The organism is Acidovorax sp. 107, assembly GCF_003058055.1.
Taxonomy (GTDB): Bacteria; Pseudomonadota; Gammaproteobacteria; order Burkholderiales; family Burkholderiaceae_C; genus Acidovorax.
This window is the reverse complement of sequence record NZ_QBTZ01000001.1, coordinates 2,085,961-2,108,244: the sequence shown is the minus strand read 5'-3', so window position 1 is coordinate 2,108,244 and position 22,284 is coordinate 2,085,961. Positions and strand designations below refer to the sequence as shown.

Sequence of the window (22,284 nt, the reverse complement as noted above, 5' to 3'; positions counted from 1 at the left end):
CCCCCGCAATTTCATTACCGCTCCCCCCTCTTTTTCAAGCGTTACAGGAGTACGCCATGGACAAGCTCGTCCGAAATTTCTACAGGCTGCTGATGCTGCTGTCCGGCCTGTCGATGCTGGCCGCGTTCGGCGCAGTCACGCTGGGCGTTTTTGCCCGCGAAGTCATCCACCTCAACATCGACGGACTCGACGCCTACGCGGGTTACGCCATTGCCGCTGCCTTGTTCTTTGCGCTGCCCAGCACGCTGCAAAACGGCGATCACATCCGCGTGACGCTCATCCTGGACAGGCTGCCCGCCCGCTGGCGCAGTGCCTTCGAGTGGTTCTGCCTGGTCAGCGCGCTGGTGCTGTCCGTGTACATCGCCTGCTATGCCGTGCGTTCGGTGTGGATCTCCTACATCACCCACGACATCTCGCCCGCGGCCGACGCGTCGCCGCTGTGGATTCCCCAGATCAGCATGGCCATGGGCTGCATTGGTTTTGCGCTGGCGTTTGCCCATGCGCTGGTGTTGCGTTTCCAGGGGACGGCCTTCATGGCGGTGTCCGAAGCAGCACGTTCCGAATAACCCGTTCCAGGAGACTTCATCATGGACGTCATCATCGCTTTGGGTCTGATCGTGGTGCTGTTCGCAGTGCTCGGATCGGGCCTGTGGATCGGCCTGTCACTGCTGGCAGTGGCTTTGGTCGGCATGGAGTTTTTTACCAACCGCCCGGTGGGCGACAGCATGATGCTGACCATCTGGGGGTCTACCTCCAGCTGGACGCTGACGGCTTTGCCGCTGTTTTTGTGGATGGGCGAGATCCTGTTCCGCAGCAAGCTGTCGAGCAGCATGTTCAAGGGCCTGGCGCCCTGGCTGGAGCGCTTGCCCGGCCGCCTGCTGCACGTCAACGTGGTGGGCTGCACCATCTTCGCAGCCATCTCGGGCTCATCGGCCGCCACCTGCTCCACCATCGGCAAGATCACGCTGCCTGAACTCAAGCAGCGCGGCTATCCCGAAGATATCTCCGTGGGCACATTGGCCGGTGCGGGCACGCTCGGACTGCTGATTCCGCCATCGATCATCATGATCGTCTACGGCGTGGCGGCGAACGTGTCGATCTCCAAGCTGTTCCTGGCAGGGGTGATTCCGGGGCTGATGCTGGCTGCGCTGTTCATGGGCTACATCGTGGTGTGGGCCTTGTTCAACAAGGACAAGGTGCCTGCGCCTGACGCCCGTCTCAGCTTTGTGCAAAAGCTGTATGCCTCCCGCCACCTTATTCCCGTCGTGTCGCTCATCGTCGTGGTGCTGGGCGCCATCTACAGCGGCATTGCCACCGCTACCGAAGCTGCGGCGCTGGGTGTGGCCGGGTCGTTGATCCTGGCCAAGATCGAGGGCTCGCTGAACTGGGAGCGTTTCAAGGAAGGGCTGGTCGCTGCCTGCCGCGTGTACTGCATGATCGGCCTCATCCTGGCGGGTGCCGCGTTCCTCACGCTGGCCATGGGCTTCATCGGCCTGCCACGGCACCTGGCCGAGTTCATCGGGGCGCTGCACCTGTCGCCCTTTGCGCTGATGCTGCTGCTCATCGTGTTCTTCATTGTGCTGGGCTGCTTCCTGGACGGCATCTCCATGGTGGTGCTGACCATCGCAGTGCTGCTGCCTACGGTGGAGGCTGCAGGCTTTGACCTGGTGTGGTTCGGCATCTTCATCGTGCTGGTGGTCGAGATGGCGCAGATCACGCCGCCCGTGGGCTTCAACCTCTTTGTGTTGCAGGGCATGACCCGGCGCGAAGTGACCTGGATTGCACGCACGGCGCTGCCTCTGTTCGCTCTGATGATTGTGGCCGTCGTGATGACGTACTTCGTGCCAGATGTCGTGCTCTGGCTGCCCCGCCAGATGCAAGGCTGACCCCCAGCACCCACGCCCGCAACGTCCGCACAGGAGTTCCCCATGAAGACCTTGGTGTTGTTGGCCGCGTTCGCCGTGGCCCCGGTGCTGCACGCCCAGACCCAGTGGAAGCTGGCCACGGGCTACCGCGCGGAGTCGTTTCATACCCGCAATCTCGTGCAGTTTGCGCAAGACGTAGAGCGTGCCTCGGCAGGCGCGCTGCACATCGAGGTCCATGCCAACAACGCCTTGTTCAAGCTGAACGAGATCCCCCAGGCCGTGCAGGAGGGCAAGGCCCAGGCGGGAGAGACCATCATGACCAACCTGGTGCGGGACATCCCCATCGCCGGGGCAGATGCTGTGCCCTTTGTGGTGCGCAGCTATGCCGACGCGCGGCGCATGTGGGACGTGCAGCGGCCGCTGATCGAGTCGCACATGGCCAGTAAGGGGCTCAAGGCGCTGTACGCAGTGCCCTGGCCGCCGCAGGGGCTGTTCTCGATCAACCCCGTGCGCTCGTCCGCCGACTTCAAGGGCACGCGCATGCGCACCTACAACCCTGGCACCGTGCGCATTGCCGAGCTGCTGGGCGCCACGCCCGTGGACGTGCCCATGGTGGAAGTCAACCAGGCTCTGTCGGCGGGCAAGCTCGATTCCATGATCACTTCCGCCCTCACGGGGGTAGAGAACCAGGTCTGGGGCCAGATCAAGCAGTACTACGGCATCAACGCCTGGTTTCCCAAGAACATCGTTTTTGTGAACCAGCAGGCTTTTGATGCACTGCCTGCACCCACACGCCAGGCGGTGACGAAGGCTGCCGCCGAGGCAGAGACGCGCGGCTGGGCCATGAGCGCTGCGGTGGCCGAAGAGTCGGTGGCCGAGCTGCAGCGCAAGGGCATCAAGGTGGATCGTGCGCCAGCAGATTTTGATGCCGAACTCAAGCGCCTGGGCGAGCGGTTCTCGCGCGAGTGGGTGCGCTCGGTGGGCAGCGAGGCCAACCAGATCTTCATCCCGTACTACACGCAGCGCTGACCTTCCCTGCACGCCTTTCAGGAGAAGCACCATGCACACGCCCTCAGACACCATCGAGATGTACCTGCGCGCCAAGGACCTCAATCGTCCGCACCTCATTGCGCAAGCCTTTGCCGGTGGCGCGCTGCTGCAGATGGAAATGCGCCAGGGCGACGGGCAGGCCCCAGCATGCACCCTGGGCCGCGAGGCCATAGCCGAGACCCTGGTGCGCAACTTTGGCCGCGCTTACGAAAACGCCTACACCTTCTGCCTGACCGAGCCTCCAGCCCCGGCCTGCGCCGACTTTCACTGCCTGTGGCTGTCTGCCATGACTGCCAAGGAAAACCGCGCCGTGTGTGTGGCGGGCGGCCAATACCACTGGCGATTTGCCCCCGGCAACCGCCTGGCGCAGGAGCTTCGCATCGTGATCGACACCATGCAGACCCTGCCGCCCGCCGACATCTTGCCCGTGATGGCCTGGGCCGCTTCGCTGGCAAGCCCCTGGTGCCCTGTGGAGCGGGCTCTGGCCACCGCACCCCCCATTCCTGCCGTGTGGCAGGTCATGCAAAGGCTGGCCCCCGCCCACCTTGCCATCGCCTAGCCACACAGCCACCACCTCTTTCCATTTTTTTATCTCGGAGCCACTACACATGACCACCATGACACCCCAAACGCACACCCCACGCTGGCAGTTCTGGATCGACCGGGGCGGCACTTTCACCGACATCGTGGCCAAGCGGCCCGATGGCTCCCTGACCACCCACAAGTTGTTGTCCGAGAACCCCGAGCAGTACAAGGATGCCGCCGTGGCGGGCATCCGCCACCTGCTGGGCCTGAAGCCTGGCGAGCCCGTCACGCCCGCGCTGGTGGAGTGCGTGAAGATGGGCACCACGGTGGCCACCAACGCACTGCTGGAGCGCAAGGGCGAGCCCACGCTGCTGGTCACCACACGCGGCTTTCGCGATGCACTGCGCATCGCTTACCAGAACCGCCCGCGCCTGTTTGACCGCCACATCCAGCTGCCCGAGCTGCTCTACACCGAAGTCATCGAGGCCCGCGAACGCATGGGCGCCCACGGTGGCGTGCTGCAGAACCTGGACGAAGCCACTTTGCGCGGTGACCTGCTGGCCGCCTATGGTTGCGGGCTGCGCAGCGTGGCCATTGTGTTCATGCACGGCTACCGCTACACGCAGCACGAGCAGGCGGCCAAGCGCATCGCCCAGGAAGTGGGCTTCACGCAGATCAGCACCTCGCACGAAACCAGCCCCATGATGAAGTTCGTGAGCCGGGGCGATACCACCGTGGTCGATGCCTACCTGTCGCCCATCCTGCGCCGCTACGTGGAGCAGGTGGCCAGCGAGATGCCGGGCGTCAAGCTGTTCTTCATGCAGTCCTCGGGCGGGCTCACCGATGCGGGCACGTTTCAGGGCAAGGACGCGATCCTGTCCGGCCCTGCAGGCGGCATCGTCGGCATGGCGCGCACGGCGGGCCTGGCGGGGCACGAAAAGGTCATCGGCTTCGACATGGGCGGCACCTCCACCGATGTGAGCCACTACGCCGGGGCCTTCGAGCGCGAGTTCGAAACCCACGTGGCGGGCGTTCGCATGCGCGCTCCCATGATGAGTATCCACACGGTGGCGGCGGGCGGTGGCTCGGTGCTGGCCTACGATGGCGCCCGTTTCCGCGTGGGCCCCGAGAGCGCCGGTGCCAACCCCGGCCCCGTGAGCTATCGCCGTGGCGGCCCCCTGGCTGTGACCGATGCGAACGTGATGGTGGGCAAGGTGCAGCCCCGTTATTTCCCCAGCGTGTTCGGCCCCGCAGCCGACGAAACGCTGGACGCCGACGCAGTGCGCGCCCGGTTTGAAGAGATTGCGACGCAGACCCAGCGTAAGCCCGAAGAAGTGGCCGAAGGTTTCATCCAGATTGCCGTGCAGCAGATGGCCAACGCCATCAAGAAGATCAGCGTGGCGCGCGGCTATGACGTGACGCGCTACACCCTGCAGTGCTTTGGTGGTGCAGGCGGCCAGCACGCTTGCCTGGTGGCCGATGCCCTGGGCATGTCGCGCGTGTTCGTGCACCCCTTGGCTGGTGTGCTCAGCGCCTACGGCATGGGCCTGGCCGACCAGACCGTGATCCGCGAGCAGGCGGTGGAGATGCCGCTGGCGGCTGAATCTCTGCCCTTGATCGCCGAGCGCCTGGATACGCTGGGCGCTGCCGCGCAGGCCGAGCTGGAGCGCCAGCAGGTCAGCACCAACCCCGTGCAGGTGCGCCATAACGTGCATGTGCGCTATGAGGGCACGGATTCGGCCCTGGTCGTGCCGTTTGGCGACATGGCCAGCATCCAGGCAGCCTTTGAGGCCGCCTACCGCCAGCGCTTTGCCTTCCTCATGGCCGGCAAGGGCCTGGTGGTGGAGGCCGTGTCGGTCGAAGCCATGATTGCCGGTGACGCCCCTGCCGAGCCGCGCCTGCCCGTGCACCCACACCGCAAGCACCCGCAGCGCGAGGTGGTCCAGATGTACTCGGGCGGCGCCTGGCACGACGCGGCCCTGGTGGTGCGCGAGGACCTGCACCCCGGCGACGTGATCCCCGGCCCGGCCATCATTGCCGAGAAGAACACCACCACCGTGGTGGAGCCCGGCTGGTCTGCGCGCCTGACCGACCTGGACCACCTGGTGCTGGACCGCGTCACCGCCCGCAAGGTGCAGTACGCCGCAGGCACCACGGTGGACCCGGTGCTGCTGGAGGTGTTCAACAACCTGTTCATGAACATTGCCGAGCAGATGGGGCTGCAACTGCAGAACACGGCGTACTCGGTCAACATCAAGGAGCGTCTGGACTTCAGCTGCGCGTTATTCGACGCGGCCGGCAACCTGATCGCCAACGCACCCCACATGCCCGTGCACCTGGGGTCCATGGGCGAGAGCATCAAGACCGTGATCCGCGAGAACGCGGGCAAGATGCACCCGGGCGACGTGTACATGCTCAACGACCCGTACCACGGGGGCACCCACCTGCCGGATGTGACGGTGATCACCCCGGTGTACGTGGCCGAGGGCAACGAGCCCACGTTTTATGTGGGCAGCCGGGGCCACCACGCGGATATTGGCGGCACCACACCGGGCTCCATGCCCCCGTTCTCCACGCGCATCGATGAAGAAGGCGTGCAGATCAACAACGTGAAGCTGGTGGACCGGGGCATCTTTCTGGAAGAGGAAGTGCGCACCCTGCTGGCCACGGGCGGCGGCACCACGCCATACCCCAGCCGCAACCCTCAGCAGAACCTGGCCGACCTGCGCGCACAAATCGCGGCGAACGAAAAGGGCGTGCAAGAACTGTCGAAGATGGTGGACCAGTTTGGTCTGGATGTCGTGCAGGCCTACATGCGCCACGTGCAGGACAACGCCGAAGAGTCGGTGCGCCGTGTGATCACGCAGCTCAAGGACGGCAGTTTCACCCTGCCGCTGGACAACGGCGCGCAGATCAGCGTGTCGGTCAAGGTCAATGTGGCCGAGCGCAGCGCGGTCATCGACTTTGCAGGCACCAGCCCGCAGCAGATGAACAACTTCAACGCCCCGCGTGCCGTGTGCATGGCGGCCGTGCTGTATGTGTTCCGCACGCTGGTGGACGACGACATCCCGCTCAACGCCGGCTGCCTCAAGCCCCTGCAGGTCATCATTCCGCAAGGCTCCATGCTCAACCCCAACCCGCCGGCCTCGGTGGTGGCGGGCAACGTGGAGACCTCCACTTGCATCACCAACGCGCTGTTTGGCGCCTTGGGCGTGATGGCGGGCAGCCAGCCCACCATGAACAACTTCACCTTCGGCAATGCGCAGTACCAGTACTACGAAACCATTGCCGGTGGCAGCGGTGCGGGTGCGGTGCTGGACGCCACAGGCCGGGCGGTGCGCGGCTTTGACGGCACCAGCGTGGTCCAGACCCACATGACCAACTCGCGCCTGACAGACCCGGAGGTGCTGGAGTTCCGCTTCCCGGTGGTGCTCGACAGCTACGAGATCAAGCGCGGCTCGGGCGGTGCAGGCCGCTGGGCGGGCGGGGACGGTGGCGTGCGGCGCGTGCGTTTCCTGGAGGCGATGACGGCCAGCATCCTGTCCAACGGGCGACTGAACCCCGCCTTTGGCATGGCGGGCGGCCAGCCCGGCAAGCCCGGTGCCAACCGCGTGCTGCGTGCCAACGGCCAGGTGGAGGAACTGGGCCACATCGGCGCGGCGCTGATGGAGCCGGGCGATGTGTTCGAGATCGCCACCCCCGGCGGTGGCGGCTTTGGCGAATGTGTCACGTCCTGACGTGATGGATTGCTGACCCCCGGTGGGGTCGGCGCTGTGTGCTGCGAACCTGCGGGGGCGCACGGTGCACGTCGCTGGCCCCGCCGGATTTCACCCCCGCACGGTGCGGGAAATGAAACAGGAGAACGCTCATGAACTATTTGCCCGCCACTTCCGGGGCGCCTGGCGGCGCCGCCTTCTCCACCGCACCGGCCGGCGCGGAGTTCAGCCGTGCGGCGCCAGACGCTGCCGCCCAGAGCCCAGCACCTGCCCGGCGCCGCCGGACTCTGAGCGTGGGCCAGAAGCTGGCGGCCAGCTTTGGCATCCTGGGCTTTGCGGTGGCGCTGCTGGGTGCCACCACCTGGCTCACAGGGCAGGACACGAGCCGCCAGGCCACGTTGCTGACCACGGAGCAACTGCCCATCGAACGCACCGTGCGTGACTGGAAAACCCAGTCGGTCTATATCGGCCAGATTGCGTTGCGCGCCACGATGTCGTCCGATGTGTTCCCCCTGGTGGCCGAAATGCGCAACCAGATCGCCGCCGAAGACGCCATGCGCAAGCGCATTGATGAAGCGCTGACCAAGGCGTCTTCCAGCGAGAGCGCGAGGCCCCTGTGGGCTCAGGCCCAGGCCGAGCGCCAGAAATACGCCGTGCTGCGGGACGCGCTGGTGCAGAACGCACTGGAAGCCAAGATCATCAGCCAGAAGGAGCTGCAGGAGCACGCCGCCGCGTTGACCCAATACCTGCGGTCCATCGACCAGTTGCTCGCGGCGTCGGAGCAGTCCTCCCTGAAGGCGGGCGACAGCATGATTGCCGACGCGTCCCGTGCGCAATGGATCAGCGCCGTGGCGGTGCTGGTGGTGGTGGCGCTGTCGGCGCTGTTTGGCTGGCTGCTGCGGCGCTCCATCGTGTTGCCATTGCGCCAGGCGTCCGAGGCGGCCGCTGTGGTGGCGCAGGGCGACCTCACGGTGCGCATGCCAACCCAGCGCACCGACGAGATCGGCCAGCTGCTCACTGCGCTGGACAAGATGGTCGAGTCACTGCACTACGTGGTGACCGAGGTGCGTGACTCGGGCGAATCCATCCATGTGGCCAGCTCCGAAGTGGCCGCAGGCAACACCGACCTGAGCATGCGCACCGAGCACGCGGCCAGCAACCTGCAGCAGACGGCGGCCAGCATTGCCCAGCTGGCGCAGATGGTGGCCGCCAATGCCGACAGCACGCGCCAGGCCAACGCGCTGGCGCTCAACGCCACCGAGGTGGCCAGCAAGGGGGGCGAAGTGGTCAACCAGGTGGTCAAGACCATGGAGGAGATCAATGCCAGCAGCAAGAAGATCGCCGACATCGTGGGCATCATCGACGGCATTGCGTTCCAGACCAACATCCTCGCGCTCAATGCGGCCGTGGAGGCGGCCCGTGCGGGCGAGCAGGGGCGCGGCTTTGCCGTGGTGGCCAGCGAGGTGCGGGGCCTGGCCGGGCGCAGTGCCAATGCGGCGCGCGAGATCAAGGCACTGATCTCCACCAGCGTGGACAAGGTGAGTGACGGCGCCCGGCTGGTGGTCACCGCGGGCTCCACGATGGGCGACATCGTGCAAAGCGTGGAGCGTGTGACCACGCTGATGTCCGAGATCAACGAGGCCAGCAGCGAGCAGAGCACGCAGATCGGCCAAGTGAGCCAGGCGGTGGACCAGCTCGACCACATGACGCAGCAGAACGCCGCGCTGGTGGAGCAGGGCGCCGCAGCGGCCCAGAGCCTCAAGGACCAGGCCAACCGGCTGGCGGGTGCGATGGGGCAGTTTCAGCTCACACGCGCAGCTGCGTGAGGGGTATTGCGCTGCAGATCGGACTGATTTCCATAAAAAAGGGCCTGCAGTGCAGGCCCTTCAAGCGCAAGGTGCTATGAATTTTGACGGTGCTTACATGCCCGCGTAGTTCGGGCCACCGCCGCCTTCCGGCGTGACCCACACGATGTTCTGCGTGGGGTCCTTGATGTCGCAGGTCTTGCAGTGCACGCAGTTTTGCGCGTTGATCTGCAGGCGCTGGGCATCGCCGCCTTTGGTGGTGTCGGGCACAAACTCGTACACACCCGCCGGGCAGTAGCGCGCCTCGGGGCCGGCGTACTTGGCCAGGTTGATGTTGACCGGCACGCTCGGGTCCTTGAGCGTGAGGTGGGCGGGCTGGTTCTCTTCGTGGTTGGTGTTGCTGATGAACACGCTGGAGAGGCGGTCGAAGGTCAGCTTGCCATCGGGCTTGGGGTAGACGATGGGCTTGCACTCTGCTGCGGGCTTCAGGTACGCGTGGTCGGGCTTGTCGCGGTGCAGCGTCCAGGGGATGTGGCCGCGCAGCACGAACTGCTCAAAGCCGTTCATCAGCGTGGCCGTGGTCAGGCCGTACTTGAACCAGTTCTTGAAGTTGCGGTCCTTGTTCAGCTCGGTGTGCAGCCAGCTCTTTTCGAAGGCTTCGGGGTAGGCGGTCAGCTCGTCGTGCTGGCGGCCTGCCACCACGGCGTCATAAGCGGCTTCGGCGGCCAGCATGCCGGTCTTGATGGCGGCGTGGCTGCCCTTGATGCGGCCCACGTTCAGGTAGCCCGCGTTACAGCCCACCAGTGCGCCGCCCGGGAACACCGTCTTGGGCAAAGCGTTGATGCCGCTGGCGTTGATGGCACGTGCGCCGTAGGACAGGCGCTTGGCCGTGATCTCGCCCTTTTCGTTTTCGAAGTAGTAGCGGACGTTGGGGTGCGTCTTCCAGCGCTGGAATTCTTCGAACGGGCTCAGGTAGGGGTTGGCATAACCCAGGCCGGTGACGAAGCCCAGGGCCACCTTGTTGCCCTCCAGGTGGTACAGGAAGGCGCCGCCGTAGGTGTCGTTCTCCATGGGCCAGCCGGCGGTGTGCATCACAAAACCGGGCTGGTGCTTCTTGGGGTCAATCTCCCACAGCTCCTTCACGCCGATGCCGAAGCTTTGCGGGTCGCGGTCCTTGTCGAGGTGGAACTTGGCAATCAGCTGTTTGCCCAGGTGGCCGCGTGCGCCTTCGGCAAACACGGTGTACTTGCCCAGCAGCTCCATGCCGAGCTGGAAGTTCTCGGTGGGCTCGCCGTCCTTGCCGATACCCATATTGCCGGTGGCCACGCCCTTGACGGAGCCGTTGTCGTTGTAGAGGACTTCTGCAGCCGTGAAGCCGGGGAAGATTTCCACGCCCAGGGCTTCGGCCTGTTCGCCCAGCCACTTGGTCAGGTTGCCCAGGCTGATGATGTAGTTGCCGTGGTTGTGCGCAAACGGTGGCAGGAACATGTTGGGCACACGAAAGCCCGACTTTTCGCTGAGGAAGATGTAGGCGTCGTCGGTGACGGGCTGGTTCAGCGGAGCGCCGCGCTTTTTCCAGTCGGGGATCAGCTCCGTCAGGGCCTTGGGGTCCATGATGGCGCCCGACAGGATGTGCGCACCGGGTTCGGAGCCTTTTTCGAGCACCACCACCGAGACGTCCTGGCCTTTTTCGGCCGCCAGTTGCTTCAGGCGGATCGCAGTGGCAAGGCCGCCAGGGCCGCCGCCAACGACCACCACGTCGTATTCCATGGATTCGCGGGGGCCGTATTGGGCGAGGATTTCTTCGTTGGTCATGGGCTTCTCGTCGGGCGTTTGATAATGGATTATTTTCTACAGAGCGCCGACCGCGCCCTGTCTGTCTGGCGACTGATTGTATTCACGGAATATAGACAATCGAACGACCGTTCTATTTTGATCAGTAGGGAGACTCTAAATGGCATACAGCATCGACTTGTCCGGCCGCGTGGCCTTCATCACGGGCGCCTCCAGCGGGCTGGGCGCGCAGTTTGCCCGCACGCTGGCCCGCGCGGGCGCAGGGGTGGTGCTGGCCAGCCGCCGGGTGGAAAAACTCAAGGAGCTGCGCGCGCGCATCGAAGGCGAGGGCGGTGACGCCCATGTGATCGAGCTGGACGTGACCGACCACGACTCCATCAAGTCCGCCGTGGCCCACGCCGAGACCGAAATGGGGTCGATTGACATTCTGGTGAATAACTCGGGCGTGAGCACCACCCAGCGCATCCAGGACGTGACGCCCGAGGACTACGACTTCATCTTTGACACCAACGTGAAGGGCGCCTTTTTTGTGGCGCAAGAGGTGGGCAAACGCATGCTGGCCCGCTCGCGCGGCGCAGCGCCGGGCAGCTTCACGGGCGGACGCATCATCAATATCGCGTCCATGGCGGGCCTGAAGGTGCTGCCGCAGATCGGCGCCTATTGCATGAGCAAGGCCGCCGTGGTGCAGATGACCAAGGCCATGGCCTTGGAGTGGGGCCGGTTCGGCATCAACGTGAATGCGATCTGCCCCGGCTACATCGATACCGAGATCAACCACCACCACTGGCAGACCGAGCAGGGCAAGAAGCTCATGGACATGCTGCCCCGCAAGCGCGTGGGCCAGCCGCAGGACCTGGATGCGCTGCTGGTGATGTTGGCCAGCGACCAGAGCCATTTTGTGAACGGCGCGGTGATTGCTGCCGACGACGGCTTCGCGGTCTGATCCTCGGGGCGTGGGCGGCTATGAAGATAGAAATCCCTGAGGTCAAGAAGCTGGTCTTCGAGATGCGGTTCCCGGTGCGCTGGGGCGACATGGATGCGATGGGCCATGTCAACAACACCGTGTACTTTCGCTACCTGGAAACCGCACGCATCGAGTGGATGGTGTCGGTGGGCTGCAACCCCGACCCGCGCGGCCAGGGACCGGTCATCGTCAATGCGTTCTGCAACTTCTACAAGCAACTCGAATACCCGGCCGACGTGCTGCTCAAGCTCTACGTGAGCGACCCGGGCCGCACCACGTTCGAAACCTGGGGCACGATGGAGCGGGTGGACCAGCCGGGTGTTGTCTGTGCGGCCGGCGGGGCCACGATCATCTGGGTGGACTTTCCGCAGCAGAAGGCGGCGCCGCTGCCGGACTGGATGCGCGCACTGGTCAGTTGATGCATGGACCGCAGCGGCGAGGCGGTTACGGTGGAGGCAGGGCAACGCAGTGCGCTTGTGGCATGCCATGCGCCTCCGAGGCGCCGAGCAGCAACAGGCGCTGCAGCTCCGGCAGATAGCGGATGGCGGTCTGCGGTGCGCTGTAGCCGTTGGTGTTGTTCAGGCGCTCCTGCATGCGCAACACAAGACGGCTGGGCAGGTGCTCGATGCTGAGCGTGCGAACGCCCGTGTAGAACGTGGTGTCGATGGTGCCTTCGGTGCCAAAGAAGCCGCCGCCCACCCGCGCGGCGCGGCGCCGACCCTCGAAGACCGTGGTGATGCGCAGTGCTCCGTCTCGGCTGGTACAGCTGCCCTCGAAGGCTGCCGCGCACTCCATAGGCAGCGGGTTCTGCTGCACCGGCACTGCCTGCACGGAAGGGGTGTGCAGAAGTGCGGTGGGTACCTGCTCTAGGCGCGCGCAATCGGTGGCGGGCACTACTTTCCAGGCGGTAGCACCCGGCGAGTCGGGGATTTGCAGGCGCGAGCCCGCAACCCCTGCGCCCAGGTAGTAGGCGCGCGCGGCCCCGGTGCCGGATTCTTCTCGGAAGAGCGAGGCAGACAGCAACGGCGACAGTGCACCGGGGGGTACGGCCACGGGCAATGCGTAAACGGGCAGTGTTCCCTCTGGGGGGCCAAACCCTGCCGCCTGTACGGCAGGGGCGGCCAGTGCCCAGAGCAGGATCGTCGTTGCGGCGCGCAAGGCCATCATCAGGCCCCAGGTTTGGCCTTGGGCACGCGGCCCATCAGATAAAACTCGGGATTGGGCTGCATGCCCGCAAAGCTGGCCATGCGGTTGGACAGGCCGAAGAATGCCGTGATGGCTGCGATGTCCCAGATGTCTTCATCATCGAAACCATGGGGGTGCAGTGCCTCGAGGTCCGCGTCGTCGATCTCGTGGGCGTGCTGGCACACCTTCATCGCAAAGTCGAGCATGGCGCGTTCGCGCGGGCTGATGTCGGCCTTGCGGTAGTTCACTGCCACCTGGTCGGCAATGAGCGGCTTCTTTTCGTAGATGCGCAGGATCGCGCCGTGCGCCACCACGCAGTACAGGCACTGGTTGGCGGCGCTGGTGGTGGTGACGATCATTTCACGCTCGCCCTTGGTCAGGCTGCCTTCTTCCTTGAGCATGAGCGCGTCGTGGTAGGCGAAGAAGGCGCGCCATTCGGCCGGGCGGCGCGCAAAGGCCAGGAACACGTTGGGGATGAAACCGGCCTTCTCCTGCACTTCCAGAATCCGCGCGCGGATGTCTTCGGGCAAGGTGTTCAGGTCGGGGAAGGGGTAGCGGTTCACGTGATCTCCTTTGCTGTGTTGTGTGTGCAGTATCAGCGATCCTCGCGAGCCGAGGCCCCGCGCAGGGGCGGTCCCGCCATGGAGGGGAAGCGCGAAGCGACGCCGCGGAGCTGACTTCAAGGATGCCACTGGGTGGCGCGCACCGGGGTGTGGGCAGGCGCAGCCGAACTGCCAGCCAGCGCATACGACAACTGCGTGGCCGCGGCCATCACGGTCTGGGCCAGGGACTCCAGCTTTTCAGCCGGCAGGCGCGAGGCGGGGCCCGAAATGCACACCGATCCCATCAGGCGCCAGTGCATGCCAAACACTGGGGCGGACACCGTGGCCACGCCTTGTTCGCGCTCGCCGATGGACCAGTGGTAGCCCTTCTTTCGGATTTCTTCGTAGGCCTTGCCTGGCTCTCCCGAGAACGCCAGGATCACGCGTCCCGGCGAGCCCTTGTCCAGCGGCAAGCCTTCGCCCATGCGCGCGTGGTGGCGCAAGGCCTGCGGGCCTTCCACGCGCACCAGGCAGGTCCGTACATTGCCCTCGCGCACATAGAAAGCCGCGCTTTCGCCGGTGGCGTGCGTCAGCTCGCGCAGCGCCGGCTCCAGCACGTTCTGCACATCAAAGCCCGCCTGATAGCGCGCGCCCAGCCAGCCCGCAGCGGGGCCCAGACGCCAGTCGCCGTCTTCGCGCTGCACCATGAAGCCCGATTGCGCGAGCGTGCGCGCCAGGCGCAGCACGGTGGTCTTGTGCAGGGCGCAGCGGCGGCTCAGTTCGGCCAGGGGCAGGCTCGATTCGCCCAATGCAAAGGCCTCCAGCACCTGCAGTGCGCGCGTGACAGCGATGACGCCGCTGGCGTCTTTGGTCGCTGCGTCTGCGCTCACATCTGCAGCAGGGGCGGCGGCGACAGCAGGCGTGTGGGCCTTGCGCGGGGCTGGGCGCGCAGACGGGGGCCGTGGTGGCGGTGGGGCAGGCGGGTTGCTCATGACGGAATTAGTTTCATTGTGTGCAACTGCATTGTATGGGTTGAAACGCCTGCGTACAGTCGCACCCACGGCGCCGGACCTGGGCAGGTTCTGCAGACCGGTGTGACAAACCACCAAATAACGGAGACAAATCCATGCCTGCTTTTTCATCGCTTTCTCGTGCAGTCGGCGCGCACCTGTGCGCCACCCTGGTCGGCCTTGGCGCCCTGGCTGCGCCTGCGGGCGTTGCCCTCGCGCAGGCCTACCCGAACAAACCTATCCGCCTGATCGTGCCGTTCCCTCCGGGCGGCGGCACGGACATGATCGCGCGCACCCTGGCGCAAAAGCTTACCGACCAGAACAAGTGGAACGTGATCGTGGACAACCGCCCTGGCGCGGGTGGCAATCTGGGTGTGGACGCCACAGCCAAGTCGCCGGCTGACGGCTACACCCTGGTCATGGGCCAGACCAGCAACCTGGCCATCAACCCCACGCTGTATCCCAAGCTCCCCTACGACCCGCTGAAGGACCTGGTGGCCGTGGCGCTGGTGTCGTCCTCGCCCATCGTGATGGCAGCACCCGCCAATTCGCGCTTCAAGACCTTTGCCGATGTGGTGGCTGCCTCCAAGGGCAAGCCCGATGCGCTCACCCTGGGCTATTCGGGCAACGGCACCGTGGCCCACTTGGCGGGCGAGCTGGCCGAGAACGCTGCGGGCATCCAGTTGCGTCATATCCCCTACAAGGGCGCGGCCCAGGCCATGACGGACCTGGTGGGCGGGCAGATCGACCTGTACATGTCGTCGGTGCCCACGCTGCTGGGCCAGGTGCGCAACGGCAAACTCAAGGTGCTGGCCATCACCTCGGCCAAACGTTCGTCGCAGCTGCCCGATGTGCCTACGTTGGCGGAGTCGGGGTACAAAGGCTTCGAGGCCGTGACCTGGTTTGGCATCCTGGCGCCCGCCGGCACGCCCGCCCCCATCGTGGCGCAGCTCAACAAGGCCATCAATGCGGCCCTGCAGCAACCCGACGTGGCCGACAGGCTGCGCTCCGAGGGCGGCGACGTGCTGGGCGGCACGGCCGAGCAGTTCAGCCAGCTGCTGCGCGCCGAAGTGCCGCGCTGGGGCAAGATCGTCAAGGATTCGGGCGCCAGCCTGGACTGACTGACGCGGCCGCCAGTTACCACCGCCCCTTTTCACGCCCACTGAGCCCTCGCCATGCCCAGCGAAAGCACTGCTGCGCCTGTACGCTTCTCAGCAGGTACCGCGGCGCCCCGCACTGCGGTACCTGCCGGCGCTTGCGACTGCCACGTGCATGTGTACGACAGCGGCTTTCCCACGGCTCCGGGAGCCAAGCTGCTGCCGCCCGATGCGTCTGCGCAGGACTACCGCGCGCTGCAGCAGCGCATAGGCACCACCCGCGTGGTGCTGGTGACTCCCTCCACCTACGGCACCGACAACCGCAGCATGCTCTGTGGCCTGGCGGCATTGGGCGCGATGGGGATCGAGGCGCGGGGTGTTGCCGTGATCGACGGCACTGAGGGTGATGCCGAGCTGCAGCGCTTGCACGCCGCCGGTGTGCGCGGCGTGCGGCTCAACCTGTCGCTGGGCGTGTCGGGTACGGTGGATGCGCTGGAGCCGTTGGCGCACCGCATCGCGCCACTGGGCTGGCACCTGCAACTGTTGATGGCACCTGACCTGCTGGCGGCGCGGGCCGACGTGCTGCGCCTGCTGCCCGTTCCGCTGGTGTTCGATCATTTTGGCCGCCTACCTCCCGCGCAGATGGGGCAGGGCGCGCATGCGCTGCTGCTGGAGCTGCTGCAGGGCGGGCGGGCGTGGATCAAGCTCTCTGGTGGCTACATCGTGAGCGCCACCCACCGCGTGGACGACCCCCTGCTCGACCCATTGGCCGCCAGCTACCTGCGCTGCGCGCCCGAGCGCGTGGTGTGGGGCAGCGACTGGCCCCATGCCACGGCCACCGCCGGCGTACACCCGCTGCCCGACGACGCATTGCAGATCGACCGCCTGGCCGAGTGGGCCCGGCAGTCGCCCCAGCCGGGCGGGGCCACCACGCTGCAGCGCGTGCTGGTGGACAACCCTGCAGCGCTGTACGGCTTTGCGTCCGTGACGCCCACGGCGCGGGCCCTATCGATTTCCGCTCCCTTTCCGACGACCTGAGAGACAAGCCATGACCGCATCGACCAACACATCTCCATCTTGCCGCCGCGTGCGCCGCCACCTTCTCGCTGCGGTGGCAGGCGCAATGCTGCTGAGCCCGCTGTTGGGAGGCCCCGCGCTGGCCCAGGGCGACTGGCCGGCTGGCCGGGTCATCACTTGGGTCGTGCCCTACCCCCCGGGCGGCAGCACCGATGTGCTCGGCCGCAATGTGGCGCAGCGCGTTGGCGCGGCGCTCTCCACCAACGTGATCGTGGACAACAAGGCGGGCGCCACCGGCACCATTGGCGCGGCCTTTGTTGCCAAGGCCGCGCCTGACGGCTACACGCTGCTGGGCACCTCCATCGGCCCGCAGGCGATCGCACCGCACCTCATGGCCAAGCTGCCGTACGACCACATCACAGCGTTTGAGCCGGTCGTCACCATCGGCACCATCCCGCACATCCTGGTGGTGGGGGCCAACCAGCCCTTCAAGACCGTGGCCGACTTGCTGGCGGCCGCCAAGGAGCAGCCGGGCAAGCTAGCGTTCGCCTCGGGCGGCAACGGCACCATCCTGCAGATGCAGGGCGAGCTGCTGCAGCAGCAGACGGGCGCGCGCTTCATTCATGTGCCCTACAAGGGCGACACCCCCGCGCTGCAGGACACGCTGGCCGAGCAGGTGCAGTTCATGTTTGCTCCGGCCGCCGCAGCGCTGCCGCATGTGCAGGCGGGCAAGCTGCGTGCGCTGGCCGTCACTTCGGGCCAGCGCCTGAAGGCTTTGCCCGCCGTGCCCACGATGGGCGAGGTCGGCATGAAGGACTTCGTGGTCGAGCAATGGCAGGCCGTGTTTGCCCCTGCCAAGACCCCCGCTGCCGTGGTGCAGCGCCTGAACCAGGAAATCAACAAATCCCTGAAAGATCCCGCCGTGCTTGCCCTGGCGGACAAGCTGGGCGTGACGCTGGTGGGCGGCACTCCCCAGCAGTTGGCAGATCTGCAAAAGGCCGACTCGGCCAAGTGGGCCAAGGTCATCAAAGACGGAAACATCAAGGCCGACTGAGCACTTCTCGCACCCCCATTTTTCTTCTTCATTGACTCCTTCAACCGGACCGATCCCATGAGCCAACTCCCAGAAATCATCCGCACCATCGACCGCGTCAGCGCCGACGTCGTGGCCCAAGCCGCCACCTACCAAGCCGCCATCCTGGCCGACGTAGCGGGCCGCCGCGGCACCATGCACGGCCGCGTGGCGCCTGTGCACCAGAGCATGAAGGTGGCTGGCCCCGCCTTCACCGTGGAAGTGCGCCCTGGCGACAATCTCATGATCCACGCCGCCATCGCCCTGGCCCAGCCCGGCGATGTGCTGGTGATCGACGGCAAAGGCGACCAGACCGCCGCGCTGATGGGCACGCTGATGCTCAGCGCCTGCAAGAAGCGTGGCCTGGCCGGCGTGATCGTGGACGCCGCCATCCGCGACAAGCTGGAAATTCTGGAACTGGACTTCCCCGTGTTCAGCGCGGGCTTTAACCCCGCAGGGCCCACCAAGTACGTGCCCGGCCGCATCAACCACCCCATCAGCGCCGGTGGCGCGGTGGTGAACCCCGGTGACCTGGTGGTGGGCGACGCCGATGGCGTGGTCGTCATCGAGCGCGAGAAGGCCCCCGCCATGCTGGCTCTGGCAGACAAAAAGGTGGCCGACGAAGCCGCCCGCATCGAAGCCATTGCCCGTGGTGACACCGCGTCGAAATGGCTGCCTGCCGCCCTGCGCGCTGCGGGCGTTTTGAAGGAAGGGGAATCGCTGTGAACCCAATCATCATCGTTACAGGCGCCGACCTGGCGCAACAAGCCCTGGATCTGCTCACAGGCTACGAGATCGTCTACGCAGGCAAGACGCCGACGGAAGAGGACATGGTGGCCCTGTGCGGTGCGCACAACCCCGTGGCCATCATCGTGCGCTACGGCAAGGTGGGCGCTGCGGTGATGGACGCGGCCCCCGCGCTCAAGGTCATCTCCAAGCACGGCAGTGGCACCGACACCATCGACAAGGTAGCCGCCAAAGCCCGTGGCATTGAAGTGGTGGCCGCCGTGGGCGCCAACGCCGCCGCCGTGGCCGAGCAGGCCCTGGCCCTGCTGCTGGCCTGCGCCAAATCGGTGGTGGCATTGGATGCGCGCATGCACGCTGGCCACTGGGACAAGGCCACGCACAAGAGCCTGGAGCTGGGCGGACGCACGGTGGGCCTGGTGGGCCTGGGCGCCATTGGCCTGCGCTTTGCCAAGATGGCCGACGCCCTGGGCATGCGCGTGATCGGCTTTGACCCGTTTGCGAAGAGCCTGCCGGACTATGTGCAGAGCGTGGACCTGGACACGATCTGGCGCGAATCCGATGCGGTGTCTTTGCACTGCCCGCTGACTGAGGAGAACCGCAACCTGCTGAACGCCGCCACGCTGGCGCAGTGCAAGCGCGGCGTGATCGTGGTGAACACGGCACGTGGCGGCCTGATCGACGAGGCCGCACTGCTGGCCGCCGTGCGCTCGGGCCAGGTCATGGCCATCGGGCTCGACAGCTTTGCGGTGGAGCCCATGACGGCGGGCCACCCCTTCCAGGGCGAGAAGAACTTCATCCTCAGCCCCCACATCGGCGGCGTGACGAGCGATGCCTACGTGAACATGGGCGTGGGCGCAGCGAAGAACCTGCTGGCTGTGCTGGCCCGTGCATCGCACGCAGTAGCCGTCGCCTGAGCGCTGGCCTGCCACAAGAACATGACCGGGCAGGGTGCCCGGCCGCACAGGAGACAACAGACCATGGCATGCAATTTCAAGAAAAATAGGCCTCTTGCGCTAGTCAATCATGCGCTGGCAGCTATTGTTTTAGTAGCGTCTAGCGCCGCCCACGCACAAGCAGGTGCGGCAGGCTACCCCACCAAGCCCGTGAAGCTGGTGGTGGGCTTTGCTGCAGGCGGCCCCACCGACGTGGTGGCGCGTGCGTTTGCCGACCACGCCAGCCGCGCGCTGGGCCAGCCCTTCATCATCGACAACAAGCCCGGCGCGGGCACCATCATTGCCGCGCAGGCTGTGGCCAGCGCCCCGGCCGATGGCTACACGCTGCTGTTTGGCGCCACCAACCACACCATGATTCCGGCGCTGTACCAGGGCCGCGTCAAGTTTGATGCGGTGAAGTCCTTCCGCCCCCTGTGCACGGTGGCCAGCAGCCCCACAGTGTTGGTGGTGGCCCCCAGCCTGCCGGTGAAGACCCTGGCCGACTACCAGGCCAAGGCCCGTGCCGAGCCCGGACGCGTGACGGCAGGAACGGCGGGGGTGGGCAGCTCAGGCCATTTCGCCACCGAGGTGTTTGCGCGCGCCCAGGGCCTGCAGCTCAACCACGTGCCCTACAAGGGCGCCGCGCCGGTGGTGACAGACCTGATGGGCGGCCAGCTCGACAGCTCGTTCGCAACCTTGGGCTCGGTGCTGCCGCAGATCCAGAGCGGCAAGCTGCGAGCGCTGGCCGTGGGCGCGCCCAAACGCTCCGCCCTGGTGCCCGATGTGCCCACATTTGCCGAGGCAGGCGGTGGCAACTACGCTGCCGACGTGTGGTACGGCGTGCTGGCCCCGGCAGGCTTGCCCGAGCCCATCGCCCAAGCGCTGGAGCGCACAGCGGCCGACTTTGCCAAGAGCGAATCGGCCACCGACAAGCTGCGCGGCCTGGGGCTGGATGCCGAATCGGTCTGCGGCAACGCCTTTGCCACCCGCGTGGCCCGCGAAGTGACCACCTATAGCCAGATTGCCAAGGCGCTCGACCTCAAAGCAGATTGAGCGGCCCTGTTGTAGAACCCAGAACTGATTGGAGACACCGATGCTTCGCTTCCTCAAACCCCTGATCGCCGCCTGCGCCCTGGCTGCTGGCGTGGCCCACGCCTTTCCTGACCGGCCCATCACCATCGTCGTACCCTACGCCCCCGGCGGTGCGGCCGATGCCGTGGCCCGTGTGGTGGCCACCCGCCTGGGTGCCAAGCTGGGCGGCAGCGTGATCGTGGACAACAAGGCCGGTGCCAGCGGCACCATTGGCGCGAGCTTTGTGGCCAAGGCCCCGGCAGATGGCTACACCATGCTGTACGACGCCACGCCGTACTCCATCAACCCGCACCTGTTCCCCAAGATGCCGTATGCCGCCAACGCACTGCAGCCGCTGTCGCTGGTGCTGCTGGCGCCCAACGTGCTCATCGTGAAGGCCGATGCGCCCTACAAGAACGTAGGCGAGCTGATTGCCAAGGCCAAGGCACAGCCGGGCAAGATCAACTTTGCCTCGGGCGGCAGCGGCACGGTGCAGCGCCTCGCGGCGGAGCTGATGGCGCAGAAGCTGGGCCTCGATATGGTGCATGTGCCCTACAAGAGCGGCGGCCCGGCCATCACCGATGTGATGGCAGGCCAGGTGGACTTCATGTTCGGCACCGTGGCGGCCACCTACCCGCATGTGGCGGGCGGCAAACTGCGCGCGCTGGCTGTGTCGGCCCCTGAGCGCTCCAAGCGCCTGCCTGATGTGCCCACGGTGGCCGAAGCTGCCATCCCCGGCTACGAGGCCTATGAGTGGAACGGCGTGTTCCTGCCCGCAGGCGTGCCCGCCCCCATCGCCACCAAGCTGCAGCAGGCTCTGCAAGACGTGCTGAAGGAAGATGAAGTGAAGCAGCGCCTGGCCGACCTGGGCGCACAGCCCGTGGGCTCCACACCCGCAGACTTTGCCGCCTTCTTGAAAAAGGAAGACGCGAAGTGGGGCGAGGTGGTGAAGAAGGGCAATATCAAACTCGACTGACCCATGCCCCAGCCAGCGCTTACCACGCCCGTGCCGTACTCTGTGGGCCTGAACCGCCCGCAGCGCCCGTTGCCGCCCGGCGCGTGCGATAGCCACATGCACATCTTTGACCCGCGCTTTGCGCCGTCAGCCCATTGGACGCGCACGCCGCCGGTGGCGCCCGTGGCGGCGTACCGGCAGCTGCAGGCGCGCCTGGGCACTACCCGCACGGTGGTGGTCATGCCATCCACCTACGGCACGGACAACGCCTGCACGCTGGATGCATTGGACCAACTGGGCAACGATGCACGCGGCGTGGCCGTGGTGGGCGAGGGCGTGAGTACCGATGAACTGGCCCATCTGGCCGCACGCCGTGTGCGCGGGCTGCGGGTCAACTTTGTCTCGCCCCAATCGTGGGGCACCACCACACCTGACATGCTGGCCACGTTGGCGCGCAAGGTGGCCGAGCACCCGGCCTGCTCGGGCTGGCACATCCAGATCTTTGCGCACCCCGAGCAGCTCATCGCGCTTGCGCCCCAGTTGCATACGCTGCCGGTGCCTCTGGTCATAGACCACATGGGCCTCATCGACCCGGCTGAAGGCCCGGCTGCTGAGGCCTATGGCGTGGTGCGCGGCTTGCTTGATGGAGGCAACACCTGGGTCAAGCTCTCGGGTGCCTACATGCGATCGACCGTGCATGGCCCCAGCTACGCCGACACGCTGCCGCTGGGCCAGGCCCTGGTGCAGGCTGCGCCCGACCGCCTGGTGTGGGGCAGCGACTGGCCGCACACCACCGAGACGCCTGGCACCGTGAACGACGCCGATCTGGTGGACCTGCTGCAGGCCTGGGCTGGCAGCGAGGCTGCCATGGACCGCATCTTGCTCGACAACCCGGCGCGGCTGTATGGTTTCGATACCGCCGCCTCCGCCTGAACGA

Annotated in this window: 20 protein-coding genes; 16 read left to right on the top strand and 4 right to left on the bottom strand. The window is 66.1% G+C overall.

The genetic code is table 11. The features are described 5' to 3' along the window. Nucleotides 1–56 precede the first annotated feature (56 nt). From C8C99_RS09920 to C8C99_RS09895, 6 genes are all read left to right on the top strand, one after another. The gene (locus C8C99_RS09920) at nucleotides 57–566 is read left to right on the top strand and encodes a TRAP transporter small permease (protein ID WP_056640579.1); all 510 of its coding nucleotides are present in this window, start codon (nucleotides 57–59) and stop codon (nucleotides 564–566) included. 21 nt (nucleotides 567–587) lie between these two features. After that, the gene (locus C8C99_RS09915; RefSeq protein WP_199226377.1) at nucleotides 588–1,886 is read left to right on the top strand and encodes a TRAP transporter large permease; all 1,299 of its coding nucleotides are present in this window, start codon (nucleotides 588–590) and stop codon (nucleotides 1,884–1,886) included. A 42-nt stretch (nucleotides 1,887–1,928) separates the two neighbouring features. Next, nucleotides 1,929–2,894, top strand: a complete 966-nt coding sequence (locus C8C99_RS09910; RefSeq protein WP_056640583.1) for a TRAP transporter substrate-binding protein — start codon at nucleotides 1,929–1,931, stop codon at nucleotides 2,892–2,894. A 31-nt stretch (nucleotides 2,895–2,925) separates the two neighbouring features. Further along, on the top strand, nucleotides 2,926–3,474 hold the full coding sequence (locus C8C99_RS09905; protein WP_056640584.1) for a hypothetical protein: 549 nt from the start codon (nucleotides 2,926–2,928) through the stop codon (nucleotides 3,472–3,474). Nucleotides 3,475–3,523: 49 nt separating this feature from the next. Continuing rightward, entirely contained in the window at nucleotides 3,524–7,177 is a 3,654-nt protein-coding gene (locus C8C99_RS09900) for a hydantoinase B/oxoprolinase family protein (RefSeq protein ID WP_199226374.1), read from the top strand. A gap of 131 nt (nucleotides 7,178–7,308) precedes the next feature. After that, on the top strand, nucleotides 7,309–8,982 hold the full coding sequence (locus C8C99_RS09895; protein ID WP_056640585.1) for a methyl-accepting chemotaxis protein: 1,674 nt from the start codon (nucleotides 7,309–7,311) through the stop codon (nucleotides 8,980–8,982). A 93-nt stretch (nucleotides 8,983–9,075) separates the two neighbouring features. Here C8C99_RS09895 and C8C99_RS09890 read toward each other — a convergent pair whose 3' ends face one another. Beyond that, complete coding sequence (locus tag C8C99_RS09890) at nucleotides 9,076–10,776, bottom strand: electron transfer flavoprotein-ubiquinone oxidoreductase (RefSeq protein WP_056640588.1); 1,701 nt, start codon at nucleotides 10,774–10,776, stop codon at nucleotides 9,076–9,078. Nucleotides 10,777–10,915: 139 nt separating this feature from the next. Here C8C99_RS09890 and C8C99_RS09885 point away from each other — a divergent pair, with 139 nt between their 5' ends. Both C8C99_RS09885 and C8C99_RS09880 read left to right on the top strand, forming a co-directional pair. Then, nucleotides 10,916–11,698 (top strand): SDR family oxidoreductase, encoded by a 783-nt coding sequence (locus C8C99_RS09885; RefSeq protein WP_056640592.1) that lies wholly within the window; start codon nucleotides 10,916–10,918, stop codon nucleotides 11,696–11,698. A gap of 20 nt (nucleotides 11,699–11,718) precedes the next feature. Continuing rightward, on the top strand, nucleotides 11,719–12,138 hold the full coding sequence (locus C8C99_RS09880) for a thioesterase family protein (protein ID WP_056640595.1): 420 nt from the start codon (nucleotides 11,719–11,721) through the stop codon (nucleotides 12,136–12,138). A 25-nt stretch (nucleotides 12,139–12,163) separates the two neighbouring features. On the opposite strand, the gene C8C99_RS09875 is transcribed toward C8C99_RS09880, so the two are convergent. From C8C99_RS09875 to C8C99_RS09865, 3 genes are all read right to left on the bottom strand, one after another. Further along, complete coding sequence (locus C8C99_RS09875) at nucleotides 12,164–12,883, bottom strand: hypothetical protein (protein ID WP_233247197.1); 720 nt, start codon at nucleotides 12,881–12,883, stop codon at nucleotides 12,164–12,166. Between the two features lie 2 nt (nucleotides 12,884–12,885). After that, nucleotides 12,886–13,467 carry a peroxidase-related enzyme gene (locus C8C99_RS09870; RefSeq protein ID WP_056640596.1) on the bottom strand — a complete coding sequence of 194 codons (582 nt, stop codon included), beginning with the start codon at nucleotides 13,465–13,467 and terminating at the stop codon, nucleotides 12,886–12,888. Nucleotides 13,468–13,583: 116 nt separating this feature from the next. After that, nucleotides 13,584–14,438, bottom strand: a complete 855-nt coding sequence (locus C8C99_RS09865; protein WP_233247196.1) for an IclR family transcriptional regulator — start codon at nucleotides 14,436–14,438, stop codon at nucleotides 13,584–13,586. Nucleotides 14,439–14,572: 134 nt separating this feature from the next. Between C8C99_RS09865 and C8C99_RS09860 the strand changes: the two genes are divergently transcribed. The 8 genes from C8C99_RS09860 (at nucleotide 14,573) to C8C99_RS09825 (ending at nucleotide 22,280) form a co-directional block, all read left to right on the top strand. Then, complete coding sequence (locus C8C99_RS09860; RefSeq protein ID WP_056640604.1) at nucleotides 14,573–15,577, top strand: tripartite tricarboxylate transporter substrate binding protein; 1,005 nt, start codon at nucleotides 14,573–14,575, stop codon at nucleotides 15,575–15,577. A 54-nt stretch (nucleotides 15,578–15,631) separates the two neighbouring features. Beyond that, complete coding sequence (locus C8C99_RS09855; protein ID WP_056640608.1) at nucleotides 15,632–16,591, top strand: amidohydrolase; 960 nt, start codon at nucleotides 15,632–15,634, stop codon at nucleotides 16,589–16,591. 10 nt (nucleotides 16,592–16,601) lie between these two features. Then, a complete protein-coding gene (locus tag C8C99_RS09850) occupies nucleotides 16,602–17,624 on the top strand; it encodes a tripartite tricarboxylate transporter substrate binding protein (RefSeq protein ID WP_056640610.1) in 1,023 nt (340 codons plus the stop codon). Between the two features lie 57 nt (nucleotides 17,625–17,681). After that, nucleotides 17,682–18,368, top strand: a complete 687-nt coding sequence (locus tag C8C99_RS09845) for a diguanylate cyclase (RefSeq protein WP_056640613.1) — start codon at nucleotides 17,682–17,684, stop codon at nucleotides 18,366–18,368. Next, nucleotides 18,365–19,303 carry an NAD(P)-dependent oxidoreductase gene (locus C8C99_RS09840; protein WP_108625641.1) on the top strand — a complete coding sequence of 313 codons (939 nt, stop codon included), beginning with the start codon at nucleotides 18,365–18,367 and terminating at the stop codon, nucleotides 19,301–19,303. Before C8C99_RS09845 ends, C8C99_RS09840 begins: the two co-directional genes overlap by 4 nt. A 63-nt stretch (nucleotides 19,304–19,366) precedes the next feature. Further along, the gene (locus C8C99_RS09835; RefSeq protein ID WP_056640619.1) at nucleotides 19,367–20,374 is read left to right on the top strand and encodes a tripartite tricarboxylate transporter substrate binding protein; all 1,008 of its coding nucleotides are present in this window, start codon (nucleotides 19,367–19,369) and stop codon (nucleotides 20,372–20,374) included. A gap of 40 nt (nucleotides 20,375–20,414) precedes the next feature. Continuing rightward, nucleotides 20,415–21,368 carry a tripartite tricarboxylate transporter substrate binding protein gene (locus tag C8C99_RS09830; RefSeq protein WP_056640621.1) on the top strand — a complete coding sequence of 318 codons (954 nt, stop codon included), beginning with the start codon at nucleotides 20,415–20,417 and terminating at the stop codon, nucleotides 21,366–21,368. Between the two features lie 3 nt (nucleotides 21,369–21,371). Beyond that, entirely contained in the window at nucleotides 21,372–22,280 is a 909-nt protein-coding gene (locus tag C8C99_RS09825) for an amidohydrolase (RefSeq protein WP_108625640.1), read from the top strand. Nucleotides 22,281–22,284 lie beyond the last annotated feature (4 nt).

What these genes read in the sequence shown, in the direction of transcription:
- C8C99_RS09890 (WP_056640588.1), bottom strand. Translation starts at nt 10,776, where the DNA reads ATGACCAACGAAGAAATCCTCGCCCAATACGGCCCCCGCGAATCCATG.
- C8C99_RS09830 (WP_056640621.1), top strand. Translation starts at nt 20,415, where the DNA reads ATGCTTCGCTTCCTCAAACCCCTGATCGCCGCCTGCGCCCTGGCTGCT.
- C8C99_RS09910 (WP_056640583.1), top strand. Translation starts at nt 1,929, where the DNA reads ATGAAGACCTTGGTGTTGTTGGCCGCGTTCGCCGTGGCCCCGGTGCTG.
- C8C99_RS09855 (WP_056640608.1), top strand. Translation starts at nt 15,632, where the DNA reads ATGCCCAGCGAAAGCACTGCTGCGCCTGTACGCTTCTCAGCAGGTACC.
- C8C99_RS09885 (WP_056640592.1), top strand. Translation starts at nt 10,916, where the DNA reads ATGGCATACAGCATCGACTTGTCCGGCCGCGTGGCCTTCATCACGGGC.
- C8C99_RS09825 (WP_108625640.1), top strand. Translation starts at nt 21,372, where the DNA reads ATGCCCCAGCCAGCGCTTACCACGCCCGTGCCGTACTCTGTGGGCCTG.
- C8C99_RS09915 (WP_199226377.1), top strand. Translation starts at nt 588, where the DNA reads ATGGACGTCATCATCGCTTTGGGTCTGATCGTGGTGCTGTTCGCAGTG.
- C8C99_RS09880 (WP_056640595.1), top strand. Translation starts at nt 11,719, where the DNA reads ATGAAGATAGAAATCCCTGAGGTCAAGAAGCTGGTCTTCGAGATGCGG.
- C8C99_RS09905 (WP_056640584.1), top strand. Translation starts at nt 2,926, where the DNA reads ATGCACACGCCCTCAGACACCATCGAGATGTACCTGCGCGCCAAGGAC.
- C8C99_RS09860 (WP_056640604.1), top strand. Translation starts at nt 14,573, where the DNA reads ATGCCTGCTTTTTCATCGCTTTCTCGTGCAGTCGGCGCGCACCTGTGC.
- C8C99_RS09845 (WP_056640613.1), top strand. Translation starts at nt 17,682, where the DNA reads ATGAGCCAACTCCCAGAAATCATCCGCACCATCGACCGCGTCAGCGCC.
- C8C99_RS09900 (WP_199226374.1), top strand. Translation starts at nt 3,524, where the DNA reads ATGACCACCATGACACCCCAAACGCACACCCCACGCTGGCAGTTCTGG.
- C8C99_RS09835 (WP_056640619.1), top strand. Translation starts at nt 19,367, where the DNA reads ATGGCATGCAATTTCAAGAAAAATAGGCCTCTTGCGCTAGTCAATCAT.
- C8C99_RS09920 (WP_056640579.1), top strand. Translation starts at nt 57, where the DNA reads ATGGACAAGCTCGTCCGAAATTTCTACAGGCTGCTGATGCTGCTGTCC.
- C8C99_RS09865 (WP_233247196.1), bottom strand. Translation starts at nt 14,438, where the DNA reads ATGAGCAACCCGCCTGCCCCACCGCCACCACGGCCCCCGTCTGCGCGC.
- C8C99_RS09895 (WP_056640585.1), top strand. Translation starts at nt 7,309, where the DNA reads ATGAACTATTTGCCCGCCACTTCCGGGGCGCCTGGCGGCGCCGCCTTC.
- C8C99_RS09850 (WP_056640610.1), top strand. Translation starts at nt 16,602, where the DNA reads ATGACCGCATCGACCAACACATCTCCATCTTGCCGCCGCGTGCGCCGC.
- C8C99_RS09875 (WP_233247197.1), bottom strand. Translation starts at nt 12,883, where the DNA reads ATGGCCTTGCGCGCCGCAACGACGATCCTGCTCTGGGCACTGGCCGCC.